Annotated in this window: 17 protein-coding genes and 1 tRNA gene; 7 read left to right on the top strand and 11 right to left on the bottom strand. The window is 42.5% G+C overall.

Annotated elements, in window-relative coordinates; genetic code table 11:
- The first annotated feature begins 104 nt into the window (after positions 1-104).
- Positions 105-605, top strand: a complete 501-nt coding sequence (locus QUD85_RS02855) for a pilus assembly FimT family protein (protein ID WP_093328040.1) — start codon at positions 105-107, stop codon at positions 603-605.
- Positions 606-866: 261 nt separating this feature from the next.
- Positions 867-2,204, top strand: coding sequence for an IS4 family transposase (locus QUD85_RS02850; protein WP_093332494.1), 1,338 nt, complete (start codon positions 867-869; stop codon positions 2,202-2,204).
- Between the two features lie 390 nt (positions 2,205-2,594).
- Here QUD85_RS02850 and QUD85_RS02845 read toward each other — a convergent pair.
- The 4 genes from QUD85_RS02845 to QUD85_RS02830 form a co-directional block, all read right to left on the bottom strand.
- Positions 2,595-3,745, bottom strand: a protein-coding gene (locus tag QUD85_RS02845) for an IS3 family transposase (RefSeq protein WP_286218627.1) whose coding sequence is annotated in 2 segments (ribosomal slippage) — positions 2,595-3,511 and positions 3,511-3,745 — 1,152 coding nt in all. Because the reading frame shifts where the segments join, the coding sequence is not laid out codon by codon here.
- Positions 3,746-3,788: 43 nt separating this feature from the next.
- The gene (locus QUD85_RS02840) at positions 3,789-4,097 is read right to left on the bottom strand and encodes a DUF6988 family protein (RefSeq protein WP_093332414.1); all 309 of its coding nucleotides are present in this window, start codon (positions 4,095-4,097) and stop codon (positions 3,789-3,791) included.
- Between the two features lies 1 nt (position 4,098).
- Entirely contained in the window at positions 4,099-4,359 is a 261-nt protein-coding gene (locus QUD85_RS02835; protein ID WP_143047984.1) for a hypothetical protein, read from the bottom strand.
- A gap of 307 nt (positions 4,360-4,666) precedes the next feature.
- Positions 4,667-4,753: transfer RNA gene (locus QUD85_RS02830), tRNA-Leu, on the bottom strand.
- 181 nt (positions 4,754-4,934) lie between these two features.
- Between QUD85_RS02830 and QUD85_RS02825 the strand changes: the two genes are divergently transcribed.
- Positions 4,935-5,438 carry an RDD family protein gene (locus QUD85_RS02825; RefSeq protein WP_245732156.1) on the top strand — a complete coding sequence of 168 codons (504 nt, stop codon included), beginning with the start codon at positions 4,935-4,937 and terminating at the stop codon, positions 5,436-5,438.
- Positions 5,439-5,612: 174 nt separating this feature from the next.
- Here the strand turns inward: QUD85_RS02825 and lptG are convergent, their stop codons facing one another.
- Together lptG and lptF are read right to left on the bottom strand one after the other, a co-directional pair.
- Positions 5,613-6,683 carry an LPS export ABC transporter permease LptG gene (gene lptG, locus QUD85_RS02820; RefSeq protein ID WP_093332421.1) on the bottom strand — a complete coding sequence of 357 codons (1,071 nt, stop codon included), beginning with the start codon at positions 6,681-6,683 and terminating at the stop codon, positions 5,613-5,615.
- Entirely contained in the window at positions 6,680-7,804 is a 1,125-nt protein-coding gene (lptF, locus tag QUD85_RS02815) for an LPS export ABC transporter permease LptF (protein WP_093332432.1), read from the bottom strand. The genes lptG and lptF overlap by 4 nt, the downstream gene beginning before the upstream one ends.
- Positions 7,805-8,213: 409 nt before the next feature.
- Between lptF and pepA the strand changes: the two genes are divergently transcribed.
- From pepA to QUD85_RS02800, 3 genes are read left to right on the top strand one after another with little or no spacing between them, the layout of a single operon-like run.
- Positions 8,214-9,722 (top strand): leucyl aminopeptidase, encoded by a 1,509-nt coding sequence (gene pepA, locus QUD85_RS02810; RefSeq protein WP_093332438.1) that lies wholly within the window; start codon positions 8,214-8,216, stop codon positions 9,720-9,722.
- A gap of 3 nt (positions 9,723-9,725) precedes the next feature.
- Complete coding sequence (locus tag QUD85_RS02805) at positions 9,726-10,166, top strand: DNA polymerase III subunit chi (protein ID WP_245732157.1); 441 nt, start codon at positions 9,726-9,728, stop codon at positions 10,164-10,166.
- A 50-nt stretch (positions 10,167-10,216) separates the two neighbouring features.
- Positions 10,217-13,072, top strand: coding sequence for a valine--tRNA ligase (locus QUD85_RS02800; protein ID WP_093332444.1), 2,856 nt, complete (start codon positions 10,217-10,219; stop codon positions 13,070-13,072).
- A 235-nt stretch (positions 13,073-13,307) separates the two neighbouring features.
- Here QUD85_RS02800 and QUD85_RS02795 read toward each other — a convergent pair whose 3' ends face one another.
- The gene (locus QUD85_RS02795; protein WP_093332446.1) at positions 13,308-13,946 is read right to left on the bottom strand and encodes a YitT family protein; all 639 of its coding nucleotides are present in this window, start codon (positions 13,944-13,946) and stop codon (positions 13,308-13,310) included.
- Positions 13,947-14,190: 244 nt separating this feature from the next.
- On the opposite strand from QUD85_RS02795, the gene yacG reads away from it, so the two are divergent.
- Positions 14,191-14,427: a DNA gyrase inhibitor YacG gene (gene yacG, locus QUD85_RS02790; RefSeq protein WP_093332452.1), complete on the top strand. Its 237-nt coding sequence runs from the start codon at positions 14,191-14,193 to the stop codon at positions 14,425-14,427.
- 29 nt (positions 14,428-14,456) lie between these two features.
- Here the strand turns inward: yacG and QUD85_RS02785 are convergent, their stop codons facing one another.
- The 4 genes from QUD85_RS02785 to QUD85_RS02770 form a co-directional block, all read right to left on the bottom strand.
- Complete coding sequence (locus QUD85_RS02785) at positions 14,457-15,509, bottom strand: trypsin-like peptidase domain-containing protein (RefSeq protein WP_093332459.1); 1,053 nt, start codon at positions 15,507-15,509, stop codon at positions 14,457-14,459.
- Positions 15,510-15,579: 70 nt separating this feature from the next.
- Positions 15,580-16,917, bottom strand: a complete 1,338-nt coding sequence (locus tag QUD85_RS02780) for an IS4 family transposase (protein ID WP_093332494.1) — start codon at positions 16,915-16,917, stop codon at positions 15,580-15,582.
- 116 nt (positions 16,918-17,033) lie between these two features.
- Positions 17,034-18,374: a DegQ family serine endoprotease gene (locus QUD85_RS02775; RefSeq protein ID WP_093330211.1), complete on the bottom strand. Its 1,341-nt coding sequence runs from the start codon at positions 18,372-18,374 to the stop codon at positions 17,034-17,036.
- A 128-nt stretch (positions 18,375-18,502) separates the two neighbouring features.
- Complete coding sequence (locus tag QUD85_RS02770) at positions 18,503-18,958, bottom strand: YhcB family protein (RefSeq protein ID WP_093330213.1); 456 nt, start codon at positions 18,956-18,958, stop codon at positions 18,503-18,505.
- Positions 18,959-19,065: the final 107 nt, after the last annotated feature.

The following is a 19,065-nucleotide window of genomic DNA, read 5'->3' as shown; positions in this document are numbered from 1 at the left end:
CACCTTCTTCTATACCTTTTACAAAAAATAGATTGCTTTAGTTTTGATTAAGCGCAAAATGCGCGCCGGCTAAATAGTAGCCAGTTTTATCAGAGATAAACAACATGAAAGCAGTCAACACAAAAGTGCAAGGCTTTACGCTAATTGAGCTTGTGATAGTTATTGTACTTCTTGGTATTTTATCAGTAGTCGCTGCCCCGAAGTTTGTTGATATAAACAAAGACGCAAAGATTGCTGTGTTAAACGGCGCGAAAGGTGCAATCGAGAGTGGTCTCGATTTGTTTGCCGCAAAAGCGCTAAATAGAAACAATGTAAAACCTGTGCCTGATGGTGATTTAGGACCAATTCGCACAGAGGGTTACGTTGAGATTAATGGTGTAGACATTGGCATTATCAATGACATTGAGCCGGCATTTGATGTTTTTCGGCTGGAAGAACAAGTCAATGCACTATTTGATATGCCAGAGACATTTGACTTAGCACCAGGTGTTACCGATTTAGGTTTTTATCTTTATTACAACGATAAACCTGAATCATTAAATTGCTATGTAAGATACGCACAAGGGGCCGACGATCAGGTCATGATCGAAACCTCGTCTTGCTAAGCACTCTTTTTCAATAAGCCTCAGCGCCCGCTGGGGCTTATTTGATTCTAACTGTATATTCCACCCAAAACGGCCAGCAATCCAAATCAACAGGACCGCAGTTCCAATTTAACAGGACCACCCTTCCAATAACCTTGGACCATTGCACACATTAAAAAGCCCCGCTATTGCGCAATGCTGATCTATTAAGAATGTGATCAGTTGACCGATCCAAATGATCGTGCAAAATCCGTAGTCAGTTTTCTGATTACGGATTTTTTTATGCCTGCCTTCACCCAGTTTCACGATTTTATCGAAGAATCCCCAGTAGATATTGCCAAGTTAACCACCTTTTGTGAGCACATTCCTGACGATTGGGTTTATCAAGCGACAGGGTTGTCAGCCAAAGCTACAATCCGAAGACGGCGTTTGCCCAGTGATATGGTGCTTTGGTTGGTAGTTGGTATGGCATTTTTTAGAAACGAACCGATTGCTGAAGTAGCAAGGCGTATGAACATATGTGCTGAAGGCTTAGCTGATGAAAAACTTTTAGCTAAAAGTGCATTAACCGAAGCGAGAAAACGTCTTGGCTCTGAATCGATGGCATGGCTATTTAGGCAATGCAGCAACCAATGGGGATTAGAGCGTTACCCAGGTGACACTTGGCACGGCCTTCAGGTTTTTGCTGTTGATGGGGCTTTATTTCGCACAAATGATACGCCTGAATTACGTGAGCATTTCGGCTCTGGAAATACGAGCACAAATCGGCAAACGCCATTTCCTATGTTAAGGCTCGTGACGCTAATGAATGTTCGCTCTCATGTGATTGTTGATGGCGATATAAGCCCTTATCGAAAAGGTGAAATTCCTCTCGCAAAGGGGTTCATGGATAAGTTGCCAGATAACTCAGTTACCCTACTAGACAAAGGTTTCTATAGCGCAGAGCTACTTCTGGGTATAAACAAACTGGGAGACAACAGTCATTGGCTTATTCCCGCAAGAAAAGGTTTAAAGTACACGCTGCTCGACAAGCAAGAAAGTAATGACCAATTGGTCGAGATGAAGGTCTCCCCTCAGGCAAGAAAGAAGAATCCTGACTTACCGGAAACTTGGAAAGTTAGGGCTGTAACGTATGAAGTTGCTGGCAAAGTAAAAACGGTATTCACATCATTACCTCGTGATAAATACAACGCTCAAGATGTTGCCGAGTTATACCATGAGCGTTGGGAAATTGAGCTAGGTTACCGAGACATCAAATCATCAATGCAACACAATGCGATCACCCTTAGAAGCAAAACAGTTGATCTTGTATATCAAGAGTTATGGGGACTTGTGCTGGGTTACAACCTTGTTCGAAGAGAAGCTAGTCAAGCGGCCGTTTCTCATCAAAGAGCTCCTAACGAAATTAGTTTCAAATATGCTTGCCAGTTCATCGCCAGTCAATTGAAAGTGATGGCAAAAGCGCTATCACCTGGTAATACACCAAAACGATTAGCTCAGCTTCGAGGTGACTTGACCATGCTCTTCAAAGAAAACCGCCCTAGGCCATCAAGACCTAGGGCGGTAAAGATATCAAAGACCCGTTATCCAATTAATCGCAATGCTGCTCCACTAAAGTGAACAGCATTGCCGCTATTGCGAGGCTTCTTTGCATTAATTTTTCTTCGATCTTCGCCTAAAGTGGTACTTAAACACTACTCGCATCGTCTGAATACTTAAGAAATCAATTATCAAAATCATACTCAGTTCTAAAAATGAACCGAAATAGAATGCCATAGGGCTTTCAGAATAATAAGTGACCCCTGAGCCCATAGAAACTCTTTTAAGATAAAAAATTTCGATGAAAACGTAGGCATTGAACAAAAATAAACAAATCAACAAAAAAATGCTTTGGTTTATAGTGCCTTTGATTGTTTTTCTCAACATTTTATTACTTCGCCGAATTATTACTTCGCCGAAATCGTATTTTTTCTTATATTGTTACGTTTGAAGTGGTAAGGCCCCAGAATTCTAGACAGTTTCTAGCTCCTTAAAATAACGTTTCTCAAATTCGTTTGGAGAAACACCACCATTTGTACCATGATTTCTTTTTGAATTGTAGAAACATTCAATGTAGTCAAATATCTCAGCCCTTGCTTCGTCACGGGTTTTATAGATCTTACGTTTAACTCTGTCCTTCTTGAGCAATGAGAAAAAGCTCTCCGCCACGGCGTTATCATGGCAATTACCTTTCCGACTCATGCTAGCTTCCAAGTTGTGCTCTTTTAAGAAGCTACGCCAATCAGAGGAGGTATATTGGACTCCCTGATCAGAGTGAACCAGCACCTTACTTTGTGGTCTTCGACGCCATACGGCCATCAGTAAAGCATCGATTACTAGGTCAGATTTGGGGCTGCTTTTCATCGTCCAGCCAACGACTTTTCGAGAAAATAAGTCAATCACAACCGTGAGATATAGCCACCCCTCGTAAGTGCGGATATATGTGAAATCTGTCACCCACGTTTGATCGGGCTTATTCACCTTGAACTCCCTATTTAAAGTGTTAGGCGCTGCGGGATGTTGTTTATTATTTCCAAAGCCTCGGTGGCGTTTGTAACCTCTGATAGCTTTAATTTTATTGGTTCGCATTATCCGATGGATGCGATTTTTACCGCATATCTCACCATCATTTTTCAAGTCAATCGTGATATTGCGATAACCATAGGTACAGCCACTTTCGAGCCAGAATTGTTTAATCTTGCCCAACAGCCTTTGGTCTTCGATTGCACGATTACTCAATGGCTTTTTCTGCCAGGCATAAAAACCACTGCGGTTGATGTTAAGAACCTGACACATTAACTCGACAGGATATTGCTTGAGTCGAGATTTCACGAACGTGTACTTTTCTTTGACTCCCCTGCAAAGTACACGGCGGCCTCCTTTAAGATGTCACGTTCCATTGTAACCCGCTTTAATTCGGCTTTTAAGCGACGTATTTCATCAGATTGGGCATCATCTACTTGACGCTGCTTGGCGGGCTTGGAATATCTTTTTACCCAATCATGAATGGACTTGTAGCTGACTCCCAATCGCTCAGCAACGGAAGTCATCGAGTGACCTTGCTCTGTTACTTGTTTGACTGCTTGGATTTTAAATTCTTCTGTATAGCGCTGACGGCTCATTATTACACCTCTTAGTTTTATATATTATAAAGCTAAGAACTGTTTAGTGAACTAGGGCCTTACCATCAGTCAATTTCCTAATGTGTGAGTCTGAAGCGGCGTACAACAGCCAGGTAGCTCTAACAACTGATTCTAGTTGCAAGCGAAACACACCTATAGCCGTTGTATAGTTTTCTTTTTCAATTAGGAGCATCAGGCTAGACCAATGTTCGACTGCTACCTGCGCTATCAACTTGCTGGCAATTGTTCTTCGGTTTAGGTCATAGGGTCCTACATCAAAGATTTTATCTATATCTTGATATAGTTTTTGTGACTGGTTCAATAAGTCTGCTAAAGGGTGTACTGCTTTCATGCTACACAAACAACCATATCAGCAAACAAAGTATTGCGACCTTCACTGAATAACGAATAAGCCACGGGTAAGGCTTTACAGGCTTCATATAGTCAGGAAGACTTAAGAAGTTCTCTTCTGGCACATTTCTACGAACAGTTACGGTTTTGATACTGTATGGGCAGCGGCAAAAGTCATTTCTCTCTTGCGGTATGTCGTATATAAAATCCAACCAACCACAACAATGATCACATTTACCAAAGTATTTCGCGTCTCTTTGCATAAGTTACGTCTAGATTCCTTTCTTCACCGTTTCGACTACTATAATCACCTCGGTTTTAAGTGGCAATTGTAAACTGCAATGTATGAGTACCAAAAACTTTTGATGCTCTAATAAATGTCAGCAATAACAAAAGGTTAAGTAAAAAATTGGAAAACACGAATGTATGACTAATGTAGTAGTTTAAGAAACTCTATTTAGGTATTTGTAAAGGAAAAAATGGGAGTTAAATTAGACTTTTTCTTTTTGTTGGGTTTTATGTTGGGTACAACAAAAAAGACCCCTGAAACCCTTAAATTATAAGGGTTAATGGTACCGGAGGACGGACTTGAACCGTCACGCCCGCAAAGGCAACGGATTTTGAATCCGTCGTGTCTACCAATTCCACCACTCCGGCAACACATGACTTTTAGGATTGCTCCTAAAGAGAATGGCATTATACGAGATCAATTACGCATAGCAACCGTTTTATTGCATCGTCTCGATTAACCGGCGATTTTTTGTGCGGCAATCGAACTATTAACAGATCTGTCTGCTAATGATAAAATCGCTGCATTGCTTATCAATGAGAATGAACCTTGTCTGTTTCCCCTACTTCTGGAGAATTTCCTCGCGCCGGTTTTATGCGTAGATTTGGTGCTTGGGTGTATGACTTTCTACTTGCTGTAGCCGTGTATATGGTTGCTGGTGGAATTAGCTTTGGTATTTTTGGCGCCTTGTTTGCCTACCAAGTGATTCCGAATCAAGGCTTTGAACACGCCATCGACCTACAGCGTTCCTCAATTGTTTACAACACCCTTGTTTATGGCTGGAACATCGCGTGGGTCGCCTTGTTTTTTGTATTCTTTTGGGCACGCAGTGGCCAGACATTAGGCATGCGAGCTTGGCGTTTAAAACTGCAAAATCAAGACGGTAGCTTGATCAGCAAAAAAACAGGATTCAAACGCTTGTTGCCAACCTTATTAGGACTCGGTAATTTGCTGGTGATTTTCGATCGTAAAAACAAGCTAAGTTTGCAAGATAGATTAACAGACACTGAAGTTGTTGTGCTTTCACTGGAAGCCAATAGAGGGCGCTTATAATTAGTGGTACCAATTATTTGCCTCGTGCTTTGAGCTGCGTGCTGCGGGTAGAACAAGGTTTTACTCGTTCCTTATACCTTTTTCTTGAAGATCCCGTGTAACAACGTCACGGGATGACGACGTTTTTCTTGCTCCTCGTACCCTGCAGCTTCGCTGCGTGCCCCTATTACCTTTTTAACCCACTTTCCGCCGCATCAAATAAACCGCGACAGCGACAAAGATTGCACTAGGGAGCAACGCACCGAGCAAGGGGGGTAAGTTGTAAACAAGCGCCATTGAACCCATCACTTGGTTGGCGATATAAAACAATATACCGGTGAACACGCCCATCATAATTCTTGCGCCCATTGACACCGAGCGCAAAGGACCAAAGATGAACGACAAGGCAACAAGTAACATGACAGCAACCGTTAATGGTTGAATAACCTTGCGCCAGAACGCCAACATGTATCGACTGGTATCTTGGCCATTGGCTTCAAGATAATCTAAGTAATCGAACAGACCTTGTACCGACAAGGCTTCTGGTTTTACGGTTACCACACCCAATTTGTCAGGCGTTAACGTGGATGTCCACACATAGTCTTGATACTGCTTTGTTTCTACTTGTGTGTCCGATAAATAGGTGTCGGTGACTTCTGTTAGTTGCCAGCTTTTACCAATGTAATTGGCATCTTCAGCATGCAGCCAACTGGTCAGTTGCAGGTTTTGGTCGAACTTATAAATTTGAACATCTTTTAATGCGCCTTTATCAAGCACTTCGCCAATATGAACAAAATAATCTCCGTCTTTCGCCCAAATACCCGATGAAGAGGAAATCAAACTGCCGCCAGATATCGCTTGCGCGCGAATTTCTCGAGCTGCAGCTTCACCCTTAGGTGCTAACCATTCGCCGATTGCCATCGAGCATAAGATAAGAATGATGGCGGTTTTCATCACAGATTTAATGATGGCTAATCGCGATAGTCCCGCTGCTTGCATAACAACCAGTTCGCTATTGCTGGCCAACATGCCAATGCCAATTAAGCCACCAATAAGTGCCGCCATTGGAAAAAATATTTCAATATCACGTGGAATAGCATAAAACACATAAAGCGCTGCATGGGCAAGATCGTAGTTGCCTCGCCCTACCGCTCGCATTTGCTCAACAAATTTAATAATGCCTGACACACTGACAAAAACGCACAATGTAATAAACGTTGTCGACGCTAACACGCGGCCAATATACATATCTAAAATACGCACTATTGAGCCCCCCGCTTACGCTTAACTTTTGCTTTTAAACGGCGGCCGCTGGTGCGTTCACGCATTAGCAAGGAGATACCGAGCAACCCAGCAACTGCATGGACCGGCCACATGCCAATGGTGTTTGGAATTACGCCACTTTCCAGGCCAGAACGAAGCGATGTTAAAATGAGGAAATACGTTAAAAACAGCAGCAATGCTGGCACAAGCTTGGCAAATTTACCTTGCCTTGGATTCACCACGCTAAGTGGCACAGCGACAAAAGTTAGAATTAAACAGGCTATAGGAAAGGCTAGTCGCCAATGGATTGCCGCTTTATATTCAGGCCCTTCCTCTGTAAACAGATCGATAGTTGATACGGCGCTGACTTTACGGCGTCGTTGTTCTACTTTTTGGTCTTGTATTTGAATATGGTATTCATCAAACGACACCACAGAGAATTCACTATTGTTCTCATCTTGTTGATAACGCTTACCTTTACCCAAAATAAGCTCTTGCGAACCACCTTCTGATTCGATCACTTTACCCGCGGTTGCATACACTAAACTCGATTGAATAATACTGGTATTGTCATCTTCTTTTTTTGGCAGCTGTGCAACGAATACTTTTTGTAATTCATTACTATTGCGGTCCTTGTCGTGAATAAAGACAACAGCGTCTTCATTTCCAGTTCGCTGGAATCGCCCTGCGACTAATGTGCTTAAGCCAGAATCTGCGGCCAACTTTTCCTTAACCTGATATTCGTATTCGGATGCCATTGGGCCCAAGTACAAGGTGAATAAGCCGGTTAACATTGCGGTAATAAAAGCGAGAATTAGGGTGATACGCACAACATACCATTCACTAACACCACAGGCATGTAGTACGGTCATTTCACTTTCGGCATAAATACGGCCGTAGGCAAGCAAAATACCCAAAAATAAACTGAGAGGAAGCATCATGCCGGCAAGATCAGGTGTTTTTAGACCGATGAAGATCATCACCATATGGCCAGGTATACCACCTTCAGAAGCGTCGCCCAATATCGAGACGAATTTTTGGCTGATAAAGATCGTCATCAGTACAAAAAACACAGCAAACTGCGTTTTTGCAACGTCCTTTAGTAAATATCTAAATATGATCACTGGGTTTGATCAGCCTTTTTTTAATAACTGCTTTGTTTTATCAATAACAGTAGGCGGCATTGCCGATTGCTACATATTATTTTGGCTTAGAAAGGCGGGCTTTTCAATCACCAAGCGAAAAGCCAGGTAAAGAAATTGAAAAATAATTAAAAAAAACGCTTTTCTGATTAAAAAATCTGCTGAATAACTTAGATTTATTGTGCTAATTAGTTATATTTTGAGTAAACTTGGTGTTTTTATAACAAATTAATGTATAGCTAAATTAGATCATTTAGCGTACAGAAGCTATAATATAGCACTTTTGAACAAAGTGATGGCTTGCAATAAGCAACATAATTGAAAGCCACAAAATAATAAATTTACTCGCTTATATCAGCCGATTCATGATTATAAGTACTAAGGAGAACGTATGGAGTTCAGTGTAAAAAGCGGAAGCCCTGAAAAGCAACGCAGTGCATGTATCGTCGTAGGTGTATTTGAACCACGTCGACTTTCTGGTATCGCCGAACAACTAGATGAAATTAGTGAAGGCTATATCAGTAACTTGCTTCGCCGTGGCGACCTAGAAGGTAAGCCTGGGCAAATGCTTTTACTACATCAAGTTCCTAATATTTTGAGTGAGCGTGTCTTACTTGTTGGTTGTGGTAAAGAACGTGAACTAGATGAGCGTCAATACAAACAAATCATTAGTAAAACGATTAATACGTTGAACGAAACGGGTTCTATGGAAGCTGTCTGCTTTTTATCTGAACTTCATGTTAAAGGACGCGACACATATTGGAAAGTGCGCCAAGCTGTAGAAGCAACACAAGATTGCCTATACAGCTTCGATTCTTTAAAAACGCGCAAAGCTGAGCCTCGTCGTCCTCTTCGTAAAATCGTATTCAACGTGCCAACTCGTCGCGAATTAGCTATAGGCGAACGTGCGATCAACCATGGACTAGCTATTTCAGAAGGCACAACGACCTGTAAGAATGTCGCTAATTTGCCACCAAATATTTGTAACCCTGCTTACTTGGCAGAACAAGCGAATATTCTGGCAGACGAGTATGCCAACGTAACCACTGAAATTATCGGTGAAAAAGAAATGGAAGCACTAGGTATGGGATCATACTTAGCTGTTGGCCGCGGCAGTGAAAATGAATCGATTATGAGTATTATCAAATACAAAGGTATCGATGACGATTCCGCACCTATCGTGCTCGTTGGTAAAGGCCTGACCTTTGATACGGGTGGTATTTCATTGAAGCCAGGCGAAGGCATGGACGAGATGAAGTTTGACATGGGTGGCGCTGCAGGTGTACTTGGTGCAATGCATGCGCTTGCAGAATTAAACCTGCCAATTAACGTTATCGGTATACTTGCTGGTTGCGAAAATATGCCAGGTGGCAACGCATATCGCCCAGGCGACATTTTAACGACAATGTCAGGCCAAACAGTGGAAGTACTAAACACCGATGCTGAAGGTCGTTTAGTGCTATGTGACGCGCTCACTTATGTCGAGCGTTATGAACCAGAGTGTGTCATCGACGTTGCAACACTTACCGGCGCTTGTGTGATTGCCTTAGGTAAGCATGCCACAGGCCTATTAAGTACACATAACCCGCTAGCGCATGAATTGTTAAATGCGTCAGATCAAAGTGGTGACCGAGCGTGGCGCCTGCCACTGTGGGATGAATATCACGAGCAATTAGAAAGTCCGTTTGCGGATTTTACTAACTTAGGTGGCCGTCCTGCAGGAACAATTACAGCCGCAGCATTCTTGTCTAAATTCACCAAGAAGTACCACTGGGCTCACCTAGACGTAGCGGGTACAGCTTGGAACAGTGGTGGCAAAAACAAAGGCTCTACTGGTCGCCCTGTGAACATGTTGACGCAATTTTTATTGAATCGCAGTGGACAAGAACAAGGCGAATAATTGGTGGATGCATCGCAAATAAATGCAACGTTTTATTTGTTGCCCGATAACACGCAAGCAGAGGACACTTTGCAGCAAGCTTGCTTGCAAGCACTCGCGTGTTATCGCGCCAATAAACGAGCATTTGTTTACACAGACGATCGCGCAACGGCCGAACAAGTAGATGAACTGCTATGGTCGTTCGACGCTGATAGTTTTGTGCCACACAATTTACCTGGTGAAGGCCCAGATACCGGCGCATGGGTTGAAATTAGCTGGCAAGCGCCCAGTAATTCGCGCCAAGTTTTAATCAATTTGTCTAGCACGGTTCCAAACTTTGCTGCACATTTTGAGCAGATAATTGACTTCGTGCCTGCGCCAACGCAGGCCAAACAAGACGCAAGAGAACGCTTCAAATTTTTACGTCAACATGGCGTAAACGTAACGACAGCACAAGCCTTGTAGCGCATTAAAGTCAATATTGTAGTAATGCATTAATATTTTCGGACAATCTGATGGAAAAAACATTTAATCCTTCTGATATAGAACAACAGCTCTACCAAAGCTGGGAAGAGAAAGGCTACTTTAGCCCTACAGGTGAAGGCGACGGTTATTGTATCGCTATTCCACCACCAAACGTGACTGGCAGCCTGCATATGGGCCATGCCTTCCAGCAAACCATTATGGATACCTTGATTCGTTATCAACGTATGCAAGGCAAAAATACGCTATGGCAGTCAGGTACTGACCACGCTGGTATTGCCACACAAATGGTGGTAGAGCGCAAAATTGGTGCCGAGGAAAACAAAACTAGACACGACTACGGTCGCGACGCGTTTATCGACAAAATTTGGGAATGGAAGGCGCAATCGGGTGGCACAATTAGCCAACAAATGCGCCGTCTAGGTAACTCTATTGATTGGCAACGTGAACGCTTCACTATGGATGACGGTTTGTCGGAAGCTGTTCAAGAAGTCTTCGTTCGTTTATATCAAGACGACCTTATTTACCGCGGTAAACGTCTAGTGAACTGGGATCCAAAACTGCACACAGCAATTTCCGATCTTGAAGTTGAAAACAAAGACAAAAAAGGCAACATGTGGCACTTACGCTATCCACTAGCTAACGGTGCAAAAACTGCCGAGGGTAAAGATTACCTTGTGGTTGCAACAACTCGCCCTGAAACCATGTTGGGTGATACCGGCGTTGCGGTAAACCCGGAAGATCCGCGTTACAAAGACCTTATTGGCCAACACGTGTTACTGCCACTTGTTAATCGTCTAATTCCTATTGTTGGCGACGAACATGCTGACATGGAAAAGGGCACTGGTTGTGTAAAAATTACACCAGCACACGATTTCAATGATAACGAAGTGGGTAAGCGTTGTGGCTTAGCCATGATCAACATTTTCGATAAAGATGCCGCCGTACTAAGCGAAGCAGAAGTGTACAACACCAATGGTGAACCTTCTGATGACTTTGACGTTGCATTACCTGCCGAGTTTGCAGGATTAGATCGTTTCGACGCCCGTAAGGCCATTGTTGCTAAGTTCGACGAGCTTGGCTTGTTAGAAAGCATTAAAGACCACGACCTAGTTGCACCATATGGCGATCGTAGTGGTGTTATTATTGAACCGCTTCTAACTGACCAATGGTATGTGCGTGTAGCACCGCTTGCAGAGCCTGCAATTAAAGCCGTTGAAAATGGTGATATCGAGTTTGTTCCTAAGCAATACGAAAACATGTATTTTGCTTGGATGCGTGATATCCAAGACTGGTGTATTTCACGTCAACTTTGGTGGGGTCACCGTATTCCAGCTTGGTATGATGATTCAGGCAAGGTTTATGTTGGTCGCAGCGAAGAAGAAGTGCGTGAAAAACACGGTTTAGATGCTTCAGTTAACCTGTCTCAAGACGATGACGTACTTGATACTTGGTTTTCTTCCGCTTTATGGACCTTTTCTACCCTAGGTTGGCCAGAAGAAACACCAGAATTAAAGATGTTCCACCCTACTGATGTACTAGTAACCGGTTTTGACATCATATTCTTCTGGGTTGCCCGCATGATCATGATGACGATGCATTTTATAAAGGACGAAGATGGCACAGCGCAAGTACCTTTCAAGAAAGTCTATGTGACTGGTCTTATCCGTGATGATGACGGCCAAAAAATGTCGAAGTCAAAAGGTAATGTTATTGATCCGCTTGATATGATCGATGGTATTTCGTTAGACGATTTACTAGAAAAGCGTACCGGCAACATGATGCAGCCACAGCTAGCTAAGAAAATCGAAAAAGCGACTCGTAAACAGTTTCCAGACGGAATTGAAGCCCACGGAACAGACGCATTGCGCTTCACCTTAACGGCACTTGCCTCTACCGGTCGTGATATCAACTGGGATATGAAACGTTTAGACGGTTACCGCAATTTCTGTAACAAACTTTGGAACGCATCACGTTATGTACTGATGAATACTGAGGGACAAGATTGCGGTAAAGATGGCGGCGAGATGACGCTTTCTCTTGCTGATCGTTGGATTATCGGTCAGTTCCAACAAACGGTAAAAACGGTGCACGAAGCCTTTGCTTCGTTTAGATTCGATTTAGCTTCACAAGCACTTTACGAATTCACTTGGAATCAGTTCTGTGACTGGTATTTAGAATTAACTAAGCCGGTGTTGTTCAAAGGCAATGAAGCAGAGCAACGTGGTACACGCCATACATTAGTGAATGTGCTTGAGGGCTTGTTGCGATTAATGCATCCGATTACGCCTTATATTACTGAAACAATTTGGCAACAGGTTTACCCGCTAACCTCGTTTGCAGCGAAGGGCGACAGCATTATGCTACAAACTTTCCCGCAATTTGAGCAGGATAAACTAGATGCGCAGGCAATCGAAGACTTAGAGTGGGTTAAGCAATTCATCGTCGCAATTCGAAATATTCGCGGCGAAATGGATATAGCACCAAGTAAGCCATTGCCAGTATTACTGAAAAATGTCAGTGCTGACGATGCTCGTAAGCTTGAGCAAAACAAACCATTCTTAATGTCTCTTGCCAAACTCGACAGTGTCGATGTGTTAGCAGAAGGTGAGCAAGGCCCAGCATCGGCCACTGCCGTTATTGGTGATATGTCATTGCTTATCCCAATGGCAGGTTTAATTGATAAAGAAGCCGAACTCGCGCGCCTTAACAAAGCAATCGAAAAGCTAGCCAAAGATGTACAACGCGTCGAAGGTAAGCTAAACAACGAAAACTTTGTTAGCAAAGCACCGGAAGCTGTTATCAATAAGGAAAAAGACAAGCTGAACGAAGCGCAAACAGCGCTCGCTAAACTCGAAGAGCAAAAGGCTCAGATAGCAGAGATGTAGTTAACAAAAAACGGGCGAAAGCCCGTTTTTTTTTATCTAGAAATGAGGGTTATACTCACAGCACGTAGCTCGAAGCACGTAGCTAATTACAAATTTCTTCCACCGTCATCCCGTGATGTCGTTACACGGGATCTCCTCCGTCAAAGAGTCGCTTTACTTAAAGTACAGGGAACAAAGGACGTGGATTTCTTCATCACGCTGCCCAAAGCTCGTCGCTCGCAGCACTAATACTTTTTTATGTGATCTGATAACGACCCGGTTTATGGTTAAGCATTATCATTACATTAAGAAATGCAGCGCCAAGTATTGATAGTAGTACTAGGTGAGGTGTCATAACCGTAAAAGCAAGTACCAAAATAGCGGCATCGACAATCATTAAGAATCTACCTGCAGGCAACTTAAAAACGTCTTGAACATAAATAGCTAATATCCCCAAGCCACCTATGCTTGAGCGATGGCGAAAGAAGGCAAGCATGCCCATACCAATCAAGAAACCACCCATAATGGCAGCAAACAAAGGCGTAATATCTGATACTTCCACAAACAAATATAGATAGTCAGAAAAGACAGATACTAAGGTAACAGAAAATAAACTATTGAGCGTAAATCGTTTACCCATGCGCATCCACGCTAGAATAAAGAAAGGTAAATTAATAAAGAAAAACGCTAAACCGAAGCTAACCGGTATTACTTTAGTGGTGATCAAAGCAAGGCCTGCTACGCCACCAGTAATAATGCCAACCTTATTGAAAAGTAAAATACCTAAGGCTACTAATAATCCACCACAAAAATATGCAAAAAAGTCCTCTAGTGGCGAGTGATTTTGCTTCGGTGAAGGTGAACTGTTAAAGGTGTCGTTTGTCGCGGTAGTCATTATTTATGAAATTAAATTACATATTTAGTAAAATCGCGCGCATTATAACGGGGTAAAATCACCATTTAAAGCAAGATTAGAGTATTTATTCTTAATTTTATTACAGAGTAATTACTCTATTGTACAGTTAACTATACAGTAGGCATTACTTATGAATATCGACCTTTCGCGTCTGTTAAAATTGCGCAATTTTTCGAAAGCTTTATAATTTGCTTCATCAAATAAGCACACATTGACGAATTAAATGACGTTAAAAGTAAATTGCCCAACCTGCGAAAAGCAAGTGAAATGGTTACCTGAAAACAGTTTTAGACCTTTTTGTAGCGAACGATGTAAGCTGATTGATTTAGGTGATTGGGCGGAAGAGAATCATAAAATTTCTCAGCCAGTAAACGACAAAGTTGAATTAACCGAAGAAATGCTTGATCAACTGGAATCAGAATTTTTACAGCACAATAAGTTCTTTGTTGAGCCGGAATAAAAAAGCGAGCCGTTGGCTCGCTTTTTCGTTTAGAATCGTTCTTGAATAATTACTGGTACTGAAATTTTCCTATCGCCTCGATACAAACCAATATCTATGCGTGTACCAGGCGCTGTTTCCGCGACAATGTCGAGCGCTTGTGGAATGCTATCTATCGGTTTACCGTCGATAGAAAAAATCAAATCATTCACTCTAATACCCGCTTTTGACGCTGGGCTATTTGGCGTAACATCTTGCACGATAAACCCTTTGTAGTTAGGTTCATAAAAATCCGAAGCTACGCCCAACCAGCCGCGCACGACGCGCCCTTTTTCGATGATTTGTGTCATCACTTTATATGCAAGTTCATAAGGAATGGCAAAAAAGATACCTTGTACCGGATTTAAACGGTTATTTTGCTTAAATTTAGACGAGTTAATACCAACAAGTTCGCCATTGGTATTAATTAATGCACCGCCCGAATTACCTTCATTGATCGCCGCATCCATTTGCAAAAACTCTGAATAATTACTACTTAACCCATTACGACCTGTCGCACTTATAACACCTTGGGTCACGGTTTGACCCAAATCGAGTGGGTTGCCAATTGCAAGCACAACATCCCCTACTCTCGATTGCAATGCGAGATTTTGTGGTATGACCGGTAAGTTAGTAGCAGCAACTTTCAATACAGCGAGATCCGTTAAATAATCGTAACCAATCAATTCTGCAGGAAATTGCTGTCCAGTTTGCAAAACAACAACAATTTGATCTGCCCCTTGAACAACATGAAAGTTAGTTAAGATAAACCCTGCTTGATCCATGATCACGCCAGAACCTAGGCGCTGTACATTGCGTGCTCTGGTGGTAAATGCTGACGACGATTGAAAGTCTTTGGAGTAGATATTAACGACCGCCGGGCTCGCAACACTTACCCCTTTGGCATAGGATAAAGGTTGACCATTTCCATCGGCTTTCGTTAAAGCGCTGAATACGTCGACATTACCGGCCAACTTAGGAAAGAACAACAACAGCAACACCGCAATAAAAACGCCATAGCTTGCTGATTTAAATACATATTTTATAATATCTAAGGCTTTCAAAAGAATGTACTGACAATTAAAATTTGTTTAAGTCTATCATAAAAAAAGGCCCGTTAAATGGCAATGCTGTTCACTTTAGTGGAGCAGCATTGCGATTAATTGGATAACGGGTCTTTGATATCTTTACCGCCCTAGGTCTTGATGGCCTAGGGCGGTTTTCTTTGAAGAGCATGGTCAAGTCACCTCGAAGCTGAGCTAATCGTTTTGGTGTATTACCAGGTGATAGCGCTTTTGCCATCACTTTCAATTGACTGGCGATGAACTGGCAAGCATATTTGAAACTAATTTCGTTAGGAGCTCTTTGATGAGAAACGGCCGCTTGACTAGCTTCTCTTCGAACAAGGTTGTAACCCAGCACAAGTCCCCATAACTCTTGATATACAAGATCAACTGTTTTGCTTCTAAGGGTGATCGCATTGTGTTGCATTGATGATTTGATGTCTCGGTAACCTAGCTCAATTTCCCAACGCTCATGGTATAACTCGGCAACATCTTGAGCGTTGTATTTATCACGAGGTAATGATGTGAATACCGTTTTTACTTTGCCAGCAACTTCATACGTTACAGCCCTAACTTTCCAAGTTTCCGGTAAGTCAGGATTCTTCTTTCTTGCCTGAGGGGAGACCTTCATCTCGACCAATTGGTCATTACTTTCTTGCTTGTCGAGCAGCGTGTACTTTAAACCTTTTCTTGCGGGAATAAGCCAATGACTGTTGTCTCCCAGTTTGTTTATACCCAGAAGTAGCTCTGCGCTATAGAAACCTTTGTCTAGTAGGGTAACTGAGTTATCTGGCAACTTATCCATGAACCCCTTTGCGAGAGGAATTTCACCTTTTCGATAAGGGCTTATATCGCCATCAACAATCACATGAGAGCGAACATTCATTAGCGTCACGAGCCTTAACATAGGAAATGGCGTTTGCCGATTTGTGCTCGTATTTCCAGAGCCGAAATGCTCACGTAATTCAGGCGTATCATTTGTGCGAAATAAAGCCCCATCAACAGCAAAAACCTGAAGGCCGTGCCAAGTGTCACCTGGGTAACGCTCTAATCCCCATTGGTTGCTGCATTGCCTAAATAGCCATGCCATCGATTCAGAGCCAAGACGTTTTCTCGCTTCGGTTAATGCACTTTTAGCTAAAAGTTTTTCATCAGCTAAGCCTTCAGCACATATGTTCATACGCCTTGCTACTTCAGCAATCGGTTCGTTTCTAAAAAATGCCATACCAACTACCAACCAAAGCACCATATCACTGGGCAAACGCCGTCTTCGGATTGTAGCTTTGGCTGACAACCCTGTCGCTTGATAAACCCAATCGTCAGGAATGTGCTCACAAAAGGTGGTTAACTTGGCAATATCTACTGGGGATTCTTCGATAAAATCGTGAAACTGGGTGAAGGCAGGCATAAAAAAATCCGTAATCAGAAAACTGACTACGGATTTTGCACGATCATTTGGATCGGTCAACTGATCACATTCTTAATAGATCAGCATTGCCGTTAAATGGGCCTTTTAAAACAATCCTATTGGATGCGAACAAATAAATTTCGACCGTCCCGATTAACATTTAATACCGCCATGCCATCGTTGTCTTCAAAAAATGATTTCAACTGCGCAATATTATCAGTTTCAGTTCGGTTAACGCCACGAATGACATCACCAACTTGTAAGCCAGCGCGCCTAGCAGGACTATTTTGTGCGATTTCTTTCACCAAGATACCCGAACTTTGATTTTCTAGTTCAACGCCCTGGAAAATTGGGTGAATGCGCTCTGCAGCGATATCATCGCCCTGCGCTTTCTTTAATGTCACGGTAAATGATTTTTCGTCGCCGTCGCGAACAACGGTTAGCTGTACTTTTTTACCTGCACCTAATGAGCCGATTTTTCCGCGGATTTCTTCAAAGGTTTTGACCGATTTACCATTGACTTTAATGATAACGTCGCCCGCTTGAATACCAGCATCTTCGGCAGCACTACCTTGTTCTACTTCCTGTATGAATCCACCTTGGTTAGTATCTAGTTCCATCGCTTTGGCTACGTCACTATTTACACTGTAACCTGAAACACCTAAACGGCCGCGATTAACCTCACCATACTCGATAAGTTGGCTAACAAGGTTATTCATCATGTTACTAGGAATAGCAAAACCAATGCCGACATTACCGCCGCTTGGCGCCAGAATTGCGGTATTGATACCAATAAGTTCACCGCGCAAGTTAACTAACGCACCACCAGAGTTACCACTGTTTATTGCAGCGTCGGTCTGAATGAAATTCTCATAGTTTTCGATATTCAACCCTGAGCGACCTAAAGCACTGACAATACCTGAGGTAACGGTTTGACCTAAACCAAACGGATTACCAATAGCAACAGTGAAGTCACCAACACGTAATGCGTCTGAATCAGCTACTTTAATAGCTGTTAACTCGTTCGCATCGATTTGAAGCAAGGCAATATCACTGTCTTTGTCTTGCCCAATTTTTTTAGCGTCAAATTGGCGGCCATCTTTTAAGGTCACCTGAATCTCGTCGGCCTGATCAACTACGTGAGCGTTAGTAACAATATACCCTTCTTTTGCATCAATGATGACGCCAGAGCCTAAACCCTGAAATGGGCGCTCTCTTGGTCCTTGCTCTTGCTGACCAAAAAAGCGAAAAATTTCTGGCACTCTCGACTGTACTTCTTGGGTACCGCGAACAGCGATACTAACAACGGCAGGCGTCGTCTTTTCCAACATCGGAGCCAAGCTTGGCATAGATTGATTAAAAATTTCGGTCGGTAGAGATGCGCTTGCTGGAAGAGGTGCTAACGAAGCAGTACTTGTTAATAAGGCGGCACTAACGAAAACAGCGATTTTCTTCATATTGAATAAGACTCCTAATCAATTATTGCTGAATAAAAGGCTCTAACCTTTGGCCTTTATCTATCACGCATGCGTTTTAATGCATGTACGATATCATTGACCAAAGGCAATACGAGAAGTTCAGAGAATTAGTTTTCACTATTTGTAACAACTTGTGACTTATCATTGAATAAGCCACTCGCTTCACCCGAATAATCTAGTGGAGCCTGTGTTACTTGCTCTTCGTCTTTCTTAGAGCGGTCATGACGCAACGCAACTGTCTTAGCTAATTGCTCTTGCGTTTCTTCAGAGAAAAACGGCATAGAAGCAGCGTCTTTTGGTGTAGCTTGCTTAAGCAATTGAGTACTTTGTGACATTTGTTTCATTGCCACTTGGCAGGTTTCATTCATTTGCTCAAGCAATTTTGCAGAGCTTTCTAAATGCTCGGCAACGTCTTGCTTATACTTCGCTAACGCAGCTTCACTTTTATAAGCTTTTTCAGCATATTTTTGCTTTTCACGGCTCGCATCTGATAGAAAATGATTTGCGAAAAAGCCGGCGACTGCACCTAAAGCAAAAACAATTAAACCTATAACAACATCCATAAGCCTTCCTTCGTTGTAATAAATGAGAAAATTAGTGAAAATATGCCTGTAGTCATTGATACAAGAAATTCGTATCAATAGTGCTACTATAACCCGAAATGGCTAAA

Source organism: Thalassotalea agarivorans, from assembly GCF_030295955.1.
Classification (GTDB): Bacteria; Pseudomonadota; Gammaproteobacteria; order Enterobacterales; family Alteromonadaceae; genus Thalassotalea_D; species Thalassotalea_D agarivorans.
The sequence above is the reverse complement of the archived record's forward strand: the minus strand, read 5'-3'. Positions and strand labels throughout refer to the sequence as shown.

Coding starts and splice junctions, on each gene's coding strand:
- QUD85_RS02855 (WP_093328040.1), top strand. CDS start 105: ATGAAAGCAGTCAACACAAAAGTGCAAGGCTTTACGCTAATTGAGCTT.
- QUD85_RS02850 (WP_093332494.1), top strand. CDS start 867: ATGCCTGCCTTCACCCAGTTTCACGATTTTATCGAAGAATCCCCAGTA.
- QUD85_RS02840 (WP_093332414.1), bottom strand. CDS start 4,097: ATGAAAGCAGTACACCCTTTAGCAGACTTATTGAACCAGTCACAAAAA.
- QUD85_RS02835 (WP_143047984.1), bottom strand. CDS start 4,359: ATGCAAAGAGACGCGAAATACTTTGGTAAATGTGATCATTGTTGTGGT.
- pepA (WP_093332438.1), top strand. CDS start 8,214: ATGGAGTTCAGTGTAAAAAGCGGAAGCCCTGAAAAGCAACGCAGTGCA.
- QUD85_RS02800 (WP_093332444.1), top strand. CDS start 10,217: ATGGAAAAAACATTTAATCCTTCTGATATAGAACAACAGCTCTACCAA.
- QUD85_RS02795 (WP_093332446.1), bottom strand. CDS start 13,946: ATGACTACCGCGACAAACGACACCTTTAACAGTTCACCTTCACCGAAG.
- yacG (WP_093332452.1), top strand. CDS start 14,191: ATGACGTTAAAAGTAAATTGCCCAACCTGCGAAAAGCAAGTGAAATGG.
- QUD85_RS02780 (WP_093332494.1), bottom strand. CDS start 16,917: ATGCCTGCCTTCACCCAGTTTCACGATTTTATCGAAGAATCCCCAGTA.
- QUD85_RS02775 (WP_093330211.1), bottom strand. CDS start 18,374: ATGAAGAAAATCGCTGTTTTCGTTAGTGCCGCCTTATTAACAAGTACT.
- QUD85_RS02770 (WP_093330213.1), bottom strand. CDS start 18,958: ATGGATGTTGTTATAGGTTTAATTGTTTTTGCTTTAGGTGCAGTCGCC.